We start from the raw sequence: 15,717 nt of genomic DNA on the forward strand, positions 1-15,717 counted from the left end.
TTAAAGAGAAAATATGAGAGTCGCAACAGACATAGGCGGGACTTTTACAGACCTGGTATGCCTCGAATTTGACAAAAAATCAGGCAAACCAACAGGGGTAAAAGTTGCAAAATCAGATACCACTCCTTCCAATTTTGAACAAGGTATTCTGGACACCATTGACAAAGGAAGTGTAGATCTAAAAGAGATAGAATTCTTTGCCCATGGCACTACAGTGGTCATCAACGCGCTGACCGAACGCAAAGGCGCCAAGACGGCATTGATTACTACTAAAGGTTTTAGAGACGTTTTGGAGATAGCACGTTGTAACAGACCTGACCTGTTCAACTTCAATTTTGTGAAACAACCTCCTTTTGTCCCCAGATTTTTAAGATTCGAGGTTGAGGAACGAATGAATTATAAAGGGGAGGTGATCAAAGAGTTGAACATGGCCACTTTAAAAGCCATTCTTAAAACCTGTAAAGAGGAAAAAGTTGAAGCTATTGCTGTCTGTCTTTTGCATGCTTATAAAAATCCAGGGCACGAAATAGAATTGATTAAGGAATTATCAAAATTAGACGACTCTATTGAAATCATTGCATCACATCAAGTAACTCGAGAGTGGCGCGAGTATGAACGAACCAGCTCAACAGTTTTGTCGGGCTATGTCCTCCCAATTGCTAAAAAATATCTTAACCAGCTAAAGAAAAAATTGGAAGTGAAGGGATTGCGCGATACTCCCTATATCATGCAATCCAATGGCGGAATTACTACACTAAATGATGTAAAGAACAACCCAATCACCATGGTGGAATCTGGTCCTGCAAGTGGTGTTTTTGGAGCCATAGCCTTGGGTAAGGTTATTGGGAAAAAAAATCTAATCGTTTTGGACATTGGCGGAACCACCGCTAAATGTGCGCTGGTTGAAAACGGACAGGTAAAAATTACAACGAATTATAAAATTGAACATTCAAGAACTGAAGCAGGTTATCCCATTCAAACTCCGGTAATAGATATAGTTGAGATAGGAAATGGAGGCGGAAGTATTGCTTGGATAGACGAAGGAGGTAAAATGCATGTTGGCCCCAAAAGCGCAGGAGCTCAACCTGGACCTGCGGCCTATGGAAGAGGAGGAAAAAATCTGACCACTACCGATGCCAACATTATTACCGGACGCATTCATCCCGACTATTTTTTGGGAGGGGAATTGAAACCCGACTATCTAAGTATTGACAAAGCTTCCAAAGTGTTATGCGAGAAACTCAATGCCTCCAAAGAAGACATTGCCAAAGGCATTCTTCGCATCGCCAATTCCAATATGGTAAATGCGTTAAAGCTTATTTCGGTAAACAAGGGATACGACCCTCGGGATTTCACCATGGTGGTCATTGGAGGAGGTGGTTCAATGCACGGTGCCGACCTGGCTAGGGAGCTTCAAGTGTCCGAATTGATTGTGCCTCCGCACGCTGGAGTATTTTCCGCCTTCGGAATGTTGATGTCGGATATCCGAAGAGACTATATCAGAACCAATGTGATTACCCTAGAACCAGAGCAACGGACTACAATTCAATCCACTTTTGCGGAAATGGAAAATGAGGCTATCAAGAATTTCAAATCGGATGGATATAAGGACGACGACGTCAAGTTCACCTATTATACCGATTTACGTTATGCTGGTCAAGAACACTATGTTAAAGTACTGTTGTCCAATTTTGATGGCACTACTCCTTTGGAAAATATAATTCGGCATTTTCACAAAGAACATAAAAAGCATTATTCCTTTGAACTCGATACCATGGTAGAATTAGTGAATTTTCATTTAGTGGCCGAAGTGGTAGTGGACAAACCTGATTTTCCAAAATTAGATGTGACAGGCAAAAAAGTTGAAGATGCGCACTTTGATACTAGAGAGGTAGATTTTGATGATTTGGGTATTCAACAAACAGCCTTTTATCATAGAAATCTCTTGCAACCCAAAATGCAAATCAAAGGACCTGCGGTAATCGCCGAAAAAGCAACTACTACCCTGGTTACTCCGTTGCATATTGTACATGTTGACGAATATGGCAACTTGATCCTAACCTTAAAAAAAGCCTAGCTATGGAAAAATTTACCTTAGAAATCATACAGGATGCATTGGTTGCGGCTGGCGATGAAATGTTTCAAACCTTGCAGCGCACCAGTATGAGTCCAATTATTTACGAATCATTGGATTATGCCGTGGGCATTACAGATGCCAAAGGCGAGTTATTGGCTCAAGGAAATGGGGTAACCGCATTTTTGGCCGCTCTGGATTCGGTAGTTCGGGCTACTCTTGAAAAATTCAACGGAGAAAATGCCTTGGAAGAAGGGGACGTGGTGATTGCCAATACGCCATACGCCGGAGGGGGAACCCACCTCTCCGATGTTTCTGTGATATATCCCGTATTTTACAAAAATGAGCTGGTCGCCTTTACGGTAAATAAAGCACATTGGACTGAGCTGGGAGGGACTTTTCCTGGTTCCGTCTCTACCGTGGCCACGGAAATTTACCAAGAAGGACTACACTTCCCTTTCATAAAAGTGAGAGCAAAAGGTAAAATCAATGAGGCCATTGTTGACTTGATAAAATCCAATGTACGATTACCAGATAGTACCCTTGGCGATCTGTATGCCGGAATTGCAGCAGCAGAAGTGGGTGCCCACAGGGTAATTTCAATTATTGAAAAATATAGCCTGGATACATTCATCAAGGCAAAAGAAGATTTTCTCGATTATGGGGAGCGCATGTGCATTGAAGCGCTAAAGAAAATCCCAAAGGGTGTTTACGAAGGAACAACAGAGATTGAGGACAATGGTTTTGGAGAAGGTCCTTTTCCCATAAAAGCTAAAATTACAGTAACTGATAAGGAATTCATAGCTGATTTTAACGGGTCGCACCCTCAGGTGAAAGGGGCAACCAATCTAGCGTTTAGTGGTTTGGTCACAGGTTGCCGAAGTCTTTTTAAAGCCATAACCACTCCTCGCATGGATGCCAACGGCGGAGCATTCAGGCCAATGAAAGTCATCTGTGAACCTGGAACAATTGTCAGTGCAGAAGCACCTTCGGCAGTATCGGTTTATTATGAGGTTTTGATCACTTCAATAGATTTAATCTGGAAGATTTTGGCTCCGTTGATTCCAGATAAATTACCCGCTGGACATTTACGTTCGGTTTGTGCCACCTTCATTTCGGGAATGCATCAAGATACAGGACAATTCTATATTCAAGCTGAACCCTTGGCGGGCGGATGGGGTGCTTCCTCCAACCATGATGGAAATCGTGGACAGCTTTCCTGTGGTAGTGGTGAATCCTATAACATTCCCATTGAAATACGTGAGATGCGCTACGGTATCCAAGTAGAACAATATGCTTTTCATAACGAGGGGGGAGGATATGGAGAATTTCAGGGGGGTAATGGCCAGTACGTAGACTATAAAATTGTTTCGGAGGGAGCGCACGTAACGGCCGCTTTTTTAGGTGAAAAAACAAAAACTTGGGGGATGAAAGGAGGGCATGATGGTTCCTACAATTATTTCATGATCATTCGAAACGATGGCACAAAAGAAAGGCATAGCCTGGGAACAAACATCGCCTTGGAAAAAGGAGATATCGTAAGATGTGTTACCGCTACCGGAGGAGGTTATGGAGATCCAAAAAACCGTTCAAAAGAGCAAGTGATGTTGGATGTAAAAAACGGCTACATCACTAAAAAGGAAGCAAAGGAATTCTATACAATCTAATATGGAAGATGTCTTAAAAATAATGTATTTGAATCCAGTAGGTTTTGATGCTTACGATGCATTTTTTGCTGAAATGATCAAAGATAACAAGTTCTCAAATACCGAAGTACATGTCACCTCTTTACAACCGACCGTTGGTCAAATGGATAACCTGGAGTACAGAACTTATAATGCTCTTATTGCTTCTGATTTGATCAAGGCTACAAGGCAAGCCGCTATGGAAGGCTTTGATGCTATGATTATCGGTTGTTTTTATGATCCTTATTTGTTGGATGCCAGAGAGATTTCGGGAGATATGGTGGTTGTTGCCCCGTGCCAATCCTCAATCGAGATAGCGCTAAAGCTATCAAACAGGTTTTCGGTGATAATTGGTCAAAAAAAATGGGAGCATGAAATGCATTCGACTATAAAAGAGTATGGTTACGGGGAGCATTTAGCATCCTTCCGGGATGTTGGTATGAATGTTTGCGAATTTCAAAAAGATCATGAAATTACTGCCAGCAACCTTTTTAGGGCTGCTGAAAAGGCAGTGACTGAAGATTTTGCGGAGTCCATAATATTAGGATGCACTTGTGAATTTGGTTTCTTTCAGGAAATACAGGAAAAGCTTAAAGTGCCTGTTATTGATCCTTCATTGGCTGCATTAAAACAAGCCGAACAGGCAGCCATGCTAAAAAACAGATTTGGTTGGAAACCTTCGGCCAAATGGAGTTGTGAACCTCCTTCGGAAAAAGATATTGAACAATTTGGACTGTTCTCGGAACCCTATCAATTTGGTAATCGAATCATCGTGAACTAATGGAGGTAAAAAAAATCACATATCCAAAACCCGATGAGCATTATAACAAGTCCTTTTTTCATGTTCAAAAAGAGCGGACAGAGTTTCAAATGGGGACCGTATTCCTGAAAAAAGGGATCCGAATTCCCGAAGTAGGGTTCACCAGACATCCAAGTCATGAAATATCCATCATTCAACATGGAAATATTCAAATGCTCAATGAAGATGGTTCCATCAAAGGCTATTTAAAGTCGGGAGATGTGGTTTACCTCGAAGCTTTTGAGGCTCAGGCAGGTAATGTTCTGGAGGATACAAAACTTATTTACGTGTTAATCAAGACATAACAGTATGGAAAACAATCAAGCAAATACAAAATGGTACAGCCTTGCCGGGATTTGGTTCGGTGGCATTGTAAGCGTACCTGCCCTGCTTATTGGCAGTTCTTTAATAAGCGCCCTGAGTTTCAGCACGTCTATTTGGGCAGGCCTTATAGGTTTTGGTTTTGTGGTTCTCTTTATGTCTTTGTTGAGTATGGCGGCTGTAGATAGAAGAAAAGCTACCGTAGCACTAGCATCAAGTAGTTTTGGCGAGAATGGGGCGAAAATAATCGTTGCCTTGGTAATTGGTTTGTCGACCTTGGGATGGTTTGGAATCCAAAGCAATATTGCAGGAGCCTCTTTTTCAAAAATTCTATTGGAAATGGGCGGGCCTGATATTCCGATTTGGATAACCTCGGTTTTTTGGGGCATCATCATGGTACTTACCGCAGTTTTTGGGTTTAAATATTTGAAATGGCTCAATTATATAGCCGTACCTGCCATTGTTTTGCTTTTGATTTATGGTCTTGTCATCACCTTTAATACCCATAGCTTTCAAGATGTACTGGACTTTAAACCTGAGAATAAAATGCCTTTTTTACAGGCAATAGGTCTCACCATTGGATTTATCTCCGTCGGAGGTGTGATTTCGCCAGATTACAATCGCTTTGCGGCAACCAAAAAGGATGCCGTTTTAGGTTCCATCTTCGGAATTATTCCTTCGGCACTATGCCTGTTGGCCATTGGTGCAATTTTGGCCATTACGCAAGGAACCTATGACATCGTTGAAATATTTTCCAGCTTAGGGTTTCCATTTTTTGCAATGTCGATTCTTATCCTGGCTACTTGGACATCCAATGTTATGAACATCTACTCCTCCGGACTGGCCTTTAATGACCTTTTCAAATTAAGTGATGCTTCGCGCTCCAAAACTACTTTGCTGGTTGGTATCGTGGGAATAGTACTTGCAGCTATTGGAATTTTATCTCATTTCATGAGCTTCATAACCCTGCTCACTATCACAATTACGCCAATAGCAGGAGTCATGATTTCGGATTATTACATCGCCAAAACATACCAGCAGGAAGCTGCGAAAATCAACTGGAAAGGAATATGCTCTTGGGGCGCTGGAGTAACAATCATGCTGATAATGGACTCCTCAATCAAGAACATTCTAGGAATTGTGATTGCTGCATTGGGGTATTATATCTTAAAAAAAATGATGAAGTAAGTATGCGAAAAATTGGAACAAAAGACATTGAATATATAGCCATGGGTTCCACCGTTCTCGGAACAGGTGGGGGTGGCGACCCATATATTGGGAAGCTTTTGGTAAAACAGGCCATGGACAACTATGGTGAGGTGAATCTAATCGGTGCTGAGGAACTTAAAGATGATGCCTTAGTGGTGCCTATAGCTGCTTTTGGAGCCCCGATGATTTTGGTGGAAAAACTTTTTTCAGGAAATGAATTCACAAAGGCTTTTGAAATGATGGAGGAATATTTGGGCAAAAAAATAGATGCCGTAATGCCTGCCGAAGCGGGTGGGTTAAACGGTGTCATCCCATTTGCCGTGGCTGCTCAAAAAAACATTCCCATAGTGGATGCCGATGGTATGGGGAGGGCATTTCCCCGTTTGGAAATGGTAACGTTCACCCTACATGATATTCCAGTTTCACCAATAGCCCAAGCAGACGAAAAAGGGAACAGGAACATATACCATACCATCGATAATGTTTGGGGAGAAACCTTGGTTGGAGCTACAACAATCCAAATGGGAGGTAGTTGTGCCATTGGGTGCTATCCTATGAGCGGAGCGCAGGTCAAAAAAGCGGCGGTGCATGGTATTGTGAGCTACGCTCAAAAGCTCGGAGAAGCGATACTAGATGCAAAAGATAAAAATCAAACCCCACTGGATTCATTGATCCAAGAAGCATCGGCCATTAAATTGTTCACCGGGAAAATCAGCAATGTCACCATCAAAACTGAGGGCCGCTGGAATAAAGGTATTTGCGAGATATTGGGACTGGATGAAAATCAAGGTTCCAAAATGGAGTTGGACTTTCAAAACGAGTTTTTGATGGCGAAAAAAGACGGTCTTCCTGTAGCCATTACCCCAGATTTGATTGTGCTCATCGATGCAGAAAATGGGCAACCCATCACCGCCGAGGCTGTTCAATTTGGAACACGCGTAGTGGTTTTAGGGATGAAAGCCGATAAACAATGGCGAACACCAGAGGGCATTGCTCTTGGAGGCCCACAAAAATTTGGTTATGAAGAAAAATTTATTCCCATAGAGGAATTGAATAAAAATTAAGCTTATGTACTATAAAATTGGTGTTGATGTAGGAGGTACCAATACTGACGCCGTATTAGTATCGCATACCAATAAAATATTGGCCAAAACCAAACAAACAACCACCTTGGACGTGAGTAGTGGAATCAGAAATGCCATTAATGCGGTCATTTCAAAAGTGGACATTCCCAAAACAGATATCAAATACATCATGTTGGGCACCACACATTGTACCAATGCTTTGGTGGAACGAAAAGAACTGAATAAGATAGGGGCCATTAGAATTGGTCTTCCAGCGAGCAGCTCTATACCAACAATGGCCGACTTCCCAGAGAATTTAAAAACATTACTGGGAGAACATATTTATATGGTTCATGGAGGTTATGAATTTGATGGTCGATTGATAAGCCCATTAAATGAAGAAGAAGTAAAAAAATACCTTCGCGCCATGAAAGGTCAAGTGGAGTCTTTGGCCATAACGGGTATTTTTTCCAAAACCCTACCTGATCAGGAGTTACAGGTAGCTGCTTGGGCCAAAGAAATTCTAGGCGCTGAAATAAGAACAAGCTGCTCCCACCAATTGGGCGGCCTAGGGTTGTTGGAACGGGAAAATGCGGCCATTTTAAACGCGGCATTGCAAAATGTAGCTTCGAAAATGGTAAATGCTTTTAAAAATACAGTCCACGAGTTGGGTCTTTCGTCTCAAATGTTCATTGGACAAAATGATGGTACATTGATGTCTTTGGAACAAGTACAAGACTTTCCCGTGCTAACCATTTCATCTGGTCCTACAAATAGTATTCGTGGAGCTGGAGCATTATCAAAAGTGGAAAATGGAATTGTTATTGATGTGGGAGGAACTACTTCGGATGGCGGAGTTTTGGTCAATTTTTTTCCTAGGGAAAGTACCCAAGCCGCGCAAATTGGGGGCGTGCTTACCAACTTTAGAATGCCCGATGTTGTGGCTGTTGGGATTGGAGGAGGAACCATTGTGCGTTTTAAAGAAGGGAAATGTGAGCTGGGTCCTGATTCCGTTGGGTACCAACTTAAAGAAAAGGCCATAGCTTTTGGTGGGAATACGCCAACGCTCTCTGATTTCTTTTTAGCAAATGATGAATTGAAAATTGAGGGAAGCAGGGATGCATCAATCCTTCGCGAAGCAATAGAAAAAAATGCAGCTATCTCATATGAAGAAGCACTAATTGCTGTAAAACACCAGATTAAGTCCACCATTGAACAGTTGGTGGATAAACTAAAGACAGATTCAACAGAAATTCCGGTAATAGCTTGTGGTGGAGGGGCATTCCTGCTACCAAAAGAAATCAATGGCGCATCAAAGGTGATTTTTCCAGAAAATTTGGAAGTGGCCAATGCTTTCGGAGCATGTATTGCCCAAATTGGTTATGAGGAAGAAATGGTCATTAATACCATGCAACAAGAAGAGAGCAAAGCTTTGGAGGACCTGCTTCAGAGGGTCAAGAATGAGCTGCTAAAAAATGGAGCATTGCAAGACAGCGTTAAGGTTTTGACCAAAGAATCAATACCGCTTGCCTATCTGCCAGGAGCAACTAAACTGAAAGTGAAACTTTGTGCAGATTTAATAAAGTAGGCAGGCAGATTGATCAATTCAATCCGTATTAAAGCTGTTGTTGACTGCTTAAAACATCAAACCCTTTTGATTTTTCTTAGTTACCTTAGCAGAAACTAATGCTTCTATGGAAAAGAAAGTAAAAAATGTGTTTGTAAATGGGGCCATTGCGCCATCCTTTATTGCAGATTCCATTGCAAAACACCAATCCAAGACAGAAATTGGAGCACATGATATCTTTTTGGGCCAAGTTCGTGCAGATGAAATTGAAGGGAAAATCGTTGGCGCTATCGAATATACTGCTTATGAAGACATGGCCAATCTTAAGTTCCATGAGATAAGAGAAAACACCTTTTCAAAATTTGATATCACATGCATGCACATTTACCATAGTTTAGGTAAAGTAGGTGTTGGTGAGATTTGCCTTTTTGTTTTTGTATCATCACCCCACCGAAGAACGGCTTTTGAAGCGCTGGAATATGTTGTGGAAGAAATAAAATCTCAGGTTCCGGTCTTTGGGAAAGAATTATTTGAAGATGATTCCTATCAATGGAAAATAAATACATAATCTATGGTCGATATCACACAAAAGCAATCTACCCATAGGACTGCCATTGCACAAGCCGTGGTCAAAGTTAGCTTAGAGGAAACCATAACGGCCATTAAAAGTGGAACTGTCCCAAAAGGCGATGTGTTTGCCATGAGCAAAGCCGCGGGATTTCTTGGTGTAAAAAAAACAGCTGATTTGCTACCGGATTGTCACCCGTTACCAGTGGAAAACTGCGCTATAGATTATTCCATTGATGGTTTGGAGATTAGGGTGATCATAACTGTAAAGACCTTCTATAAAACAGGGGTGGAGGTAGAGGCCATGCATGGAGCCAGTGTTGTTGCCCTAAACATGTACGATATGCTCAAACCTATTGACAAAGGAGTTGAGATTCACCACATAAAACTCTTGAAAAAAACTGGGGGCAAGTCCGATATCAATCGGGATTGAAATTTATTGCGGCTTTCTTAAATTTTCCAACATTTCTTTAGTAGTACTGTCAAGATCAAATCGTGGCTGCCAGTTCCAGTCTGCTTTGGCTGCTGAATCGTCGATGCTGCTTGGCCAAGAATCCGCAATTTGTTGCCTAAAATCTGGATTGTAAGTCACTTTAAAATCTGGAATATGGGATTGTATGCTCTTTGTAATTTCCTGCGGACTGAAACTCATACTTCCTAGATTGTATGACGATCGGATGTTTAGATTTTCTGCCGAACTTTCCATCAAGCTGATGGTGGCTCGGATAGCATCATCCATGTACATCATGGGAAGTTTGGTGTCCTTATCAAGAAAACAATTATATTCTCCGTCTTCCAAAGCTTTGTGATAGATTTCCACAGCATAATCTGTAGTTCCACCACCGGGCATGGTTTTCCAACTGATCAATCCTGGGTAGCGAACACTTCGAACATCCACACCATATTTGTTGAAATAATATTCGCACCAGCGTTCTCCAGCTTGTTTACTTATACCATAAACCGTGCTGGGTTCCATAATTGCATTCTGGGCTGTATTTTCCTTTGGAGTATTCGGACCAAAAACGGCAATGCTGGATGGCCAGAATATTTTGCTTATTTTTTTCTCCTTTGCCAAATTCAGCACATTGAAAAGTGAATTCATGTTCAAGTTCCATGCCCGCATTGGAAATTTCTCCGCGGTGGCACTCAACATGGCGGCCATTAAATAGACCTCATCAATTTCATAATGCATTACCACATCTTCTATTGCTTCATAATTGGTGGCATCCAATATTTCAAAAGGGCCTGAATTGGAAAGTGTCTCTGTGCCCTCTCTTATGTCACTGGCTATAACAGTTTCAGTACCGTGTTTGGCCCTAAGTTCCATGGTGAGCTCCGTGCCAATTTGTCCACAGGCGCCAAGAATAAGAATGGGTTTCTGCATTTAAAATGAAGTTAATTGTATCAAGGCGCAAAGATAGCCTTTATTAAAATTTGTACATTCGCTTATGCGAAAATTGTCCTATTGGGTTGCCGTTATTTTACTATTGGCGGCCTGTAAAAATAATAAAGTAGCTCCTGACGAAGTAGAAGGTGAAGACCTGGCATTCAACTACCAAAAAATGCCAAAAAAACTGGAATTAAACCCAGAAGCTACCAAACTAGTGGAAAGTTGGGTAGAGTTTAAAACCCTATCCAGTAGTTTTGATGTGTTGTACAAGGCAAGGAACAACGAAGACCTTGTTCTGGCCATTGATGATCTTATCGAAAAAGAAAAACTCTTGGCGGCTTCTACTTACCCTGGTGTTCTCGACGATTTTCAGATCAAGAGCAGGCAACGGGTGCTTAAAACCTATTTTCTAAAAGTAAAGGCCAGTATTTTGAACAACCAAGACGCCACGGAGCCCACTATAGAAATGTTGGACGCATACAATGCCTTTAGAAGACAGTTTAATGTGGTTTTGAACAGCCAATTGGATGAAAAATTAATTCTGGATGAAGAGTAGGATACTTTTATGGGTTGCAATCGCCCTTTGCTTAGGTCTTAACGCTCAAGAAAATGAGAAAAAGATAATAGCCGGACTGTTAGACCAATGGCACCAAGCAGCGGCCAATGCCGATTATGAAGCCTATTTTGGAATGATGACCTCGGATGGTGTTTTTATTGGCACTGATGCAACCGAAAATTGGCAAAACGAGGCATTTCGAGAGTTTTCAAAACCCTATTTTGACCGGGGAAGAGCGTGGAGTTTTACAGCAGTGGAACGAAACATCTATTTGAATGGAGCAAATGACATCGCATGGTTCGATGAGCTTTTGGATACCCAAATGAAACTTTGTAGGGGATCGGGAGTAATTAAAAAAGAAAATGGGCAATGGAAAATTGCCCACTATGTACTTTCAATTGCTGTTCCCAACGAAAATGTTGGAGAAATTATTCAACTTAAAAAGGAAAAAGACAGTCTTTTACTGCTTGACCTTAAAAAGAAGAACTAGTTTTTGTTTTCTGCCTCTGGTTGTTGCTTGCGCGATTCTAAAGCCTGCTTGCTCAAACTTGCCAAATTAAAATTGGGATCAATCTTGAGCGCTTCATCAATAGAAGCGATGGCCGTATCGATATTGGTTTTATCCTTATTGAAGATTACCAATCCTTTTAGGTGGTGAAAAGCTGCCTTTAACGGAACCTCATAAGGTTGTTGTCTTTCGTAGAAGGCATATTTTTGGTCATCCTTGGCATTGACAATACCATATTCAATGTTTGTAGAAGCACCATCATTATCCCCGACTTGGATTTTTAAATCGGCCAGTTCGTACGCTAAATAGGCAGATGGGTTTCTGGTGAAAAGCACCTCAAAATGTTCCAAAGCTCTTTTGGGTTGGTTCAATGCTTTTAAAGAAACCGCTTTTACTTGTACCGCTAAATCAGAATCATCAGTTTTCTTTTCAATCCCTATAGTGTTCAACGCTTGCATATGTTGACCGTTGTTCATGTAAACAAAAGCCAATGTGTCTCTACGTGCTGTTGAAGGCGAAAGTACATTTAGGTGTGTCAGCGCATTGATGACACCACTAATATCACCCTGTAACCGCATTTCATTGTAAAATGCTTTATAGTGTTCGGTAAGCTCGTTATTGCTTTGTGAAATTCCGTTGAAACCTATGAATAAAAGCATCAACACCGCAAATTTTCTCATCTCTCATGTTTTTTGGTGCGCCAAAACTAAAAAAATAATTGGTATTAAGCTGTTAAAGAATACTATATGAATCGATAAAACACAGAATTAGGATTTATCAATTCATGAAATGATAGAAGTGTTCATGCTATGCGACTTATTCGTGAAGTTTTTGCTTACAATAACCTTGTTTAATTTGGATGGAGGGCTTTCAGAATAATCAGGAGGTGTAATGCCCATTTTTATTGCTTCCCGCGTATAAAAATCCTTTTTGGTTGGATGAAGGGGGTAAACAGCATTAAAAATTTCTCTCCAATAGTTGTTCGCAAGAATGGTACTTATCATGTAGATGCAATCGTCCAGATGGATCAAGTTGATAGGGTCATTCCCATTGGTGAGGTTTTTCCTTTTGGACAGCATAGTCACTGGATGACGGTTGGGGCCAATCAACCCTCCAAAACGAATGATGGTTGTATTGAGTTCTTTATCTTGAGCGAAGAGTTGTTCGGATGCCAACAATTGTTTTCCTGATTCAGTGGCAGGTTGGGGAATGGAGTCTTCCGTCACCTCACCTTCAATGTTGCCATAAACGGCCGTACTGCTTACGAAAATAATATGTGTAACAGAATTCTTCTTTATTTCACGATGCAACAACCTCATTTTATCATAAAAGCTCTCTGAATTACCACTTCGAAGTTTTGGGGGTACATTAATGATTAAAAAATCTACTTGCCTCAAGAAATTTTGAATGTCACCTGCAATTGATGTGGCGGATAAGGCAATTTCATAGGCAGTTATTCCATGATCTTCCAATACCGAAAGTTTTTCCTTGGAGGTCGTGGTGCCATGAACGTCATGCAAATTGTCGGCCAGTTTTATGGCAAGAGGGAACCCCAGCCATCCACAGCCCATAACACCTATTTTTTTATTCAAATCTGAGATTTTTGGTCACTAAAATTGCATCATTGAGCACAAACGGCATGGGTATGCTGGTTTCTGGTCGTTCTGGAACAGTAAAATCCGGATTGCTTAGCAAATCATTGGATGATTCGTAAAAACTGAGCTCCAAAACAGAATCTTTGGGAAAACTCATTTCCAACTCGGTGTAATCATTATTACTGATATAGTGTGTTACCAATTTTTTTCTTCGCTTTTCTAAGAAATTGTCCGATAAGGCAATCTTGTTCACTTTAACTGAACTGAATTTTATCGAATTAGCATAAATGTCCAGTCGGTTCACATCCCTTTTTGGAGTAACGCACAATTCGAGGATACGATTATCGCCAACGATTGTATCTTTTACCGTATCTATCCATGGAATTGCAATATCCTTTTTTGGCGCTTTGGCGGTGTAGGTAAACCCAGAACCGTATTTGCTGGCAAGGGTTTTAAATCCTTCTGACTCGGAAATTTTGGATTTGTCCGTTAAGAACTGTCCGTTCCAATCAATTAACTGTTTGTCATAGGTGGCCCAAACGGCACTATTGTTGTCGGCATCATAAACGTATAGCAGGCTGCTTGGTTTAGGTCGATTTTCATTAAAATCAGCTTTGATATGGGCCGCAATGCTAAAAACGAAGAAAAGGAAGAGGGATAAATAAGCCAATCGGTTTTTGCTTTTAAATCGTCCAAAAAATGGAAGGACCAGAACAAAAAGAAGCGTGGTAAAAATGGTTGTGGCAACAAGCATTTTTAACCCAAGACCTACTGGAAACATTTTAATAAAAGGAGCATAAATGAAAATCGCAGGGAGCGCCAGAAATACAAGCAAGAATGGGCTTGGTTCATCTTGATTGATGGCAACCATTAGTGCAACAAGCAACCCAAACAAAGGAACAACAAAGAAACTTGCACCTTGCAGGTAAACCGATACCAATCCGCACACAAGCAACCATATAACAATTGGGCCAACCAAAAGCTCGGAGATGCTCAGTTTCCGGAACTTATGGTAAAACCAAAAACACACGGCCAGTGATATCAGGGCAAACGACATTATATATAAATGCCCGTTATACATAAATCCATGCAGCATATCACTAAAACCGGGATACCACCATTTTATGGCTTTCCAGCCGAAGTAACCAACAAGGCCATTTACGGTAAGTGATAGTAAAAGGGGTAAAAATCCTTTGAGCATCCCAATCATGCTCAATTTTTGCTTTTTAAAACCAAGAATCAACAAAAGGAGAAAGCCAAAAAGTGCAATGGCAAACATGGGCCATATCCATCCAAACGGATAGGAAACCAATCTAAAATAGGGAAGATTAAAGTAGATATAGTCTTCGCTGGTTTTTAGATTATTCAAGTCGGCATCGCTAAAGTAACGAAGTAGGGGCATCAAATAACTTCCTTGATGAGCTAGGGTATTTTTGTCCAAACGCTCATAACTGTCAAGAACTGTGTGATAGTCATAGTGGTCATCGATAAAGGCAAAGTTAAAACCCTCTATATCACCATCTTCCCTGAAAACAGTAAGGTCAGTGTCGTTCGGAAGCATTTTATAAATACTGTAGGCCAAAGAATTCGCTACTGGGTATTTCGGGTTTGCGGCGGTAAATTCCTTGATCAAGGTACCGTTGCCACCGTTGGTTTCAATAAGCATATAGCTGGGGCCCCCACTACCGCGAGCTTCAAAATTCAAAACCAGCCCAATGTCCTTTGCCCAAGGGTGTTTTTTCACAAAAAGGTCCGCTCCATTTAGACCCAATTCCTCAGCATCTGAAATAAGAATGATAATATCGTTTTTTGGTGTTTTGTTTTCGGCCAAAAAAGCACGTATTCCTTCCAAAATAGTGGCTACACCACTTCCGGCATCACTGGCACCGAGTGAGGAATGTGGATTACTATCGTAATGAGACAGTAAAAGCAAAGCTTTACCATTTCCAGAACCCTTGATTCGGGCCAAAATATTCGTAGCCTTGCTTAGATTGGCCCAGTCGCCTGCGGTATATCCTTCTTGTAGTGTAGCTTCAAGGCCCATGTTTTGAAGCTCAGCAATGATATGACTTCGGACGTTTGCATGACCCGGAAAGCCGACGGCATGAGGTTCCTTGGATAGGTTTTTAACATGAACCAGAGCTCTGTCCGTTGAAAACGAAGTTGGTGAAGCATCCAAATCTGCCTTATAGGAAGGCATTAATGATTTATAGCTCCAATAAACGGCCAATAAAAGAAAAAGAAAGGCAAGTGTTCGGGAAAGTTTCATTGTTTATTGCGTTGGCACATAAAAATAGGAAATTATAAGAGGTTTGTGCATTTGAACCCAAAAATTTAAATTTTACGAGGAAAAATCCTATATTTAAGATTCAACCTTAAAAA

General features: G+C 41.1%; 15 protein-coding genes. 11 read left to right on the forward strand and 4 right to left on the reverse strand.

Features of this window, described 5'->3' with window-relative positions; translation table 11 throughout:
• Positions 1-13: 13 nt before the first annotated feature.
• The 9 genes from ACULLG_RS04765 (at position 14) to moaC (ending at position 9,719) form a co-directional block, all read left to right on the forward strand.
• Positions 14-2,077 (forward strand): hydantoinase/oxoprolinase family protein, encoded by a 2,064-nt coding sequence (locus ACULLG_RS04765; RefSeq protein ID WP_452125605.1) that lies wholly within the window; start codon positions 14-16, stop codon positions 2,075-2,077.
• A 2-nt stretch (positions 2,078-2,079) separates the two neighbouring features.
• On the forward strand, positions 2,080-3,741 hold the full coding sequence (locus ACULLG_RS04770) for a hydantoinase B/oxoprolinase family protein (protein WP_452125606.1): 1,662 nt from the start codon (positions 2,080-2,082) through the stop codon (positions 3,739-3,741).
• 1 nt (position 3,742) lies between these two features.
• The gene (locus tag ACULLG_RS04775) at positions 3,743-4,540 is read left to right on the forward strand and encodes an aspartate/glutamate racemase family protein (protein WP_452125608.1); all 798 of its coding nucleotides are present in this window, start codon (positions 3,743-3,745) and stop codon (positions 4,538-4,540) included.
• Positions 4,540-4,863 carry a hypothetical protein gene (locus ACULLG_RS04780; protein WP_452125609.1) on the forward strand — a complete coding sequence of 108 codons (324 nt, stop codon included), beginning with the start codon at positions 4,540-4,542 and terminating at the stop codon, positions 4,861-4,863. Before ACULLG_RS04775 ends, ACULLG_RS04780 begins: the two co-directional genes overlap by 1 nt.
• Positions 4,864-4,867: 4 nt before the next feature.
• Entirely contained in the window at positions 4,868-6,067 is a 1,200-nt protein-coding gene (locus tag ACULLG_RS04785) for a cytosine permease (protein WP_452125610.1), read from the forward strand.
• A 2-nt stretch (positions 6,068-6,069) separates the two neighbouring features.
• Positions 6,070-7,152, forward strand: coding sequence for a DUF917 domain-containing protein (locus ACULLG_RS04790; protein ID WP_452125611.1), 1,083 nt, complete (start codon positions 6,070-6,072; stop codon positions 7,150-7,152).
• Between the two features lie 4 nt (positions 7,153-7,156).
• The gene (locus ACULLG_RS04795) at positions 7,157-8,740 is read left to right on the forward strand and encodes a hydantoinase/oxoprolinase N-terminal domain-containing protein (RefSeq protein ID WP_452125612.1); all 1,584 of its coding nucleotides are present in this window, start codon (positions 7,157-7,159) and stop codon (positions 8,738-8,740) included.
• A gap of 106 nt (positions 8,741-8,846) precedes the next feature.
• Positions 8,847-9,287, forward strand: a complete 441-nt coding sequence (locus ACULLG_RS04800) for a molybdenum cofactor biosynthesis protein MoaE (RefSeq protein WP_452125613.1) — start codon at positions 8,847-8,849, stop codon at positions 9,285-9,287.
• Between the two features lie 3 nt (positions 9,288-9,290).
• Positions 9,291-9,719, forward strand: a complete 429-nt coding sequence (gene moaC / locus ACULLG_RS04805) for a cyclic pyranopterin monophosphate synthase MoaC (RefSeq protein ID WP_452125614.1) — start codon at positions 9,291-9,293, stop codon at positions 9,717-9,719.
• Positions 9,720-9,722: 3 nt separating this feature from the next.
• Here moaC and ACULLG_RS04810 read toward each other — a convergent pair whose 3' ends face one another.
• Positions 9,723-10,670 carry an NAD-dependent epimerase/dehydratase family protein gene (locus ACULLG_RS04810; protein ID WP_452125615.1) on the reverse strand — a complete coding sequence of 316 codons (948 nt, stop codon included), beginning with the start codon at positions 10,668-10,670 and terminating at the stop codon, positions 9,723-9,725.
• 64 nt (positions 10,671-10,734) lie between these two features.
• On the opposite strand from ACULLG_RS04810, the gene ACULLG_RS04815 reads away from it, so the two are divergent.
• Positions 10,735-11,232, forward strand: coding sequence for a hypothetical protein (locus ACULLG_RS04815; protein WP_452125616.1), 498 nt, complete (start codon positions 10,735-10,737; stop codon positions 11,230-11,232).
• The gene (locus ACULLG_RS04820; protein ID WP_452125618.1) at positions 11,222-11,722 is read left to right on the forward strand and encodes a nuclear transport factor 2 family protein; all 501 of its coding nucleotides are present in this window, start codon (positions 11,222-11,224) and stop codon (positions 11,720-11,722) included. The genes ACULLG_RS04815 and ACULLG_RS04820 overlap by 11 nt, the downstream gene beginning before the upstream one ends.
• On the opposite strand, the gene ACULLG_RS04825 is transcribed toward ACULLG_RS04820, so the two are convergent.
• The 3 genes from ACULLG_RS04825 to ACULLG_RS04835 form a co-directional block, all read right to left on the reverse strand.
• A complete protein-coding gene (locus tag ACULLG_RS04825) occupies positions 11,719-12,420 on the reverse strand; it encodes a hypothetical protein (RefSeq protein WP_452125620.1) in 702 nt (233 codons plus the stop codon). The two genes, ACULLG_RS04820 and ACULLG_RS04825, sit on opposite strands and share 4 nt — an antisense overlap.
• A 102-nt stretch (positions 12,421-12,522) precedes the next feature.
• Positions 12,523-13,332, reverse strand: a complete 810-nt coding sequence (locus tag ACULLG_RS04830) for an NAD(P)H-binding protein (protein WP_452125621.1) — start codon at positions 13,330-13,332, stop codon at positions 12,523-12,525.
• On the reverse strand, positions 13,325-15,604 hold the full coding sequence (locus ACULLG_RS04835) for a M28 family peptidase (RefSeq protein ID WP_452125623.1): 2,280 nt from the start codon (positions 15,602-15,604) through the stop codon (positions 13,325-13,327). The genes ACULLG_RS04830 and ACULLG_RS04835 overlap by 8 nt, the downstream gene beginning before the upstream one ends.
• Between the last annotated feature and the right edge of the window lie 113 nt (positions 15,605-15,717).

The organism is Flagellimonas sp. 2504JD1-5 (assembly GCF_053618295.1).

What these genes read in the sequence shown, in the direction of transcription:
- ACULLG_RS04765 (WP_452125605.1), top strand. Translation starts at nt 14, where the DNA reads ATGAGAGTCGCAACAGACATAGGCGGGACTTTTACAGACCTGGTATGC.
- ACULLG_RS04770 (WP_452125606.1), top strand. Translation starts at nt 2,080, where the DNA reads ATGGAAAAATTTACCTTAGAAATCATACAGGATGCATTGGTTGCGGCT.
- ACULLG_RS04775 (WP_452125608.1), top strand. Translation starts at nt 3,743, where the DNA reads ATGGAAGATGTCTTAAAAATAATGTATTTGAATCCAGTAGGTTTTGAT.
- ACULLG_RS04780 (WP_452125609.1), top strand. Translation starts at nt 4,540, where the DNA reads ATGGAGGTAAAAAAAATCACATATCCAAAACCCGATGAGCATTATAAC.
- ACULLG_RS04785 (WP_452125610.1), top strand. Translation starts at nt 4,868, where the DNA reads ATGGAAAACAATCAAGCAAATACAAAATGGTACAGCCTTGCCGGGATT.
- ACULLG_RS04790 (WP_452125611.1), top strand. Translation starts at nt 6,070, where the DNA reads ATGCGAAAAATTGGAACAAAAGACATTGAATATATAGCCATGGGTTCC.
- ACULLG_RS04795 (WP_452125612.1), top strand. Translation starts at nt 7,157, where the DNA reads ATGTACTATAAAATTGGTGTTGATGTAGGAGGTACCAATACTGACGCC.
- ACULLG_RS04800 (WP_452125613.1), top strand. Translation starts at nt 8,847, where the DNA reads ATGGAAAAGAAAGTAAAAAATGTGTTTGTAAATGGGGCCATTGCGCCA.
- moaC (WP_452125614.1), top strand. Translation starts at nt 9,291, where the DNA reads ATGGTCGATATCACACAAAAGCAATCTACCCATAGGACTGCCATTGCA.
- ACULLG_RS04810 (WP_452125615.1), bottom strand. Translation starts at nt 10,670, where the DNA reads ATGCAGAAACCCATTCTTATTCTTGGCGCCTGTGGACAAATTGGCACG.
- ACULLG_RS04815 (WP_452125616.1), top strand. Translation starts at nt 10,735, where the DNA reads ATGCGAAAATTGTCCTATTGGGTTGCCGTTATTTTACTATTGGCGGCC.
- ACULLG_RS04820 (WP_452125618.1), top strand. Translation starts at nt 11,222, where the DNA reads ATGAAGAGTAGGATACTTTTATGGGTTGCAATCGCCCTTTGCTTAGGT.
- ACULLG_RS04825 (WP_452125620.1), bottom strand. Translation starts at nt 12,420, where the DNA reads ATGAGAAAATTTGCGGTGTTGATGCTTTTATTCATAGGTTTCAACGGA.
- ACULLG_RS04835 (WP_452125623.1), bottom strand. Translation starts at nt 15,604, where the DNA reads ATGAAACTTTCCCGAACACTTGCCTTTCTTTTTCTTTTATTGGCCGTT.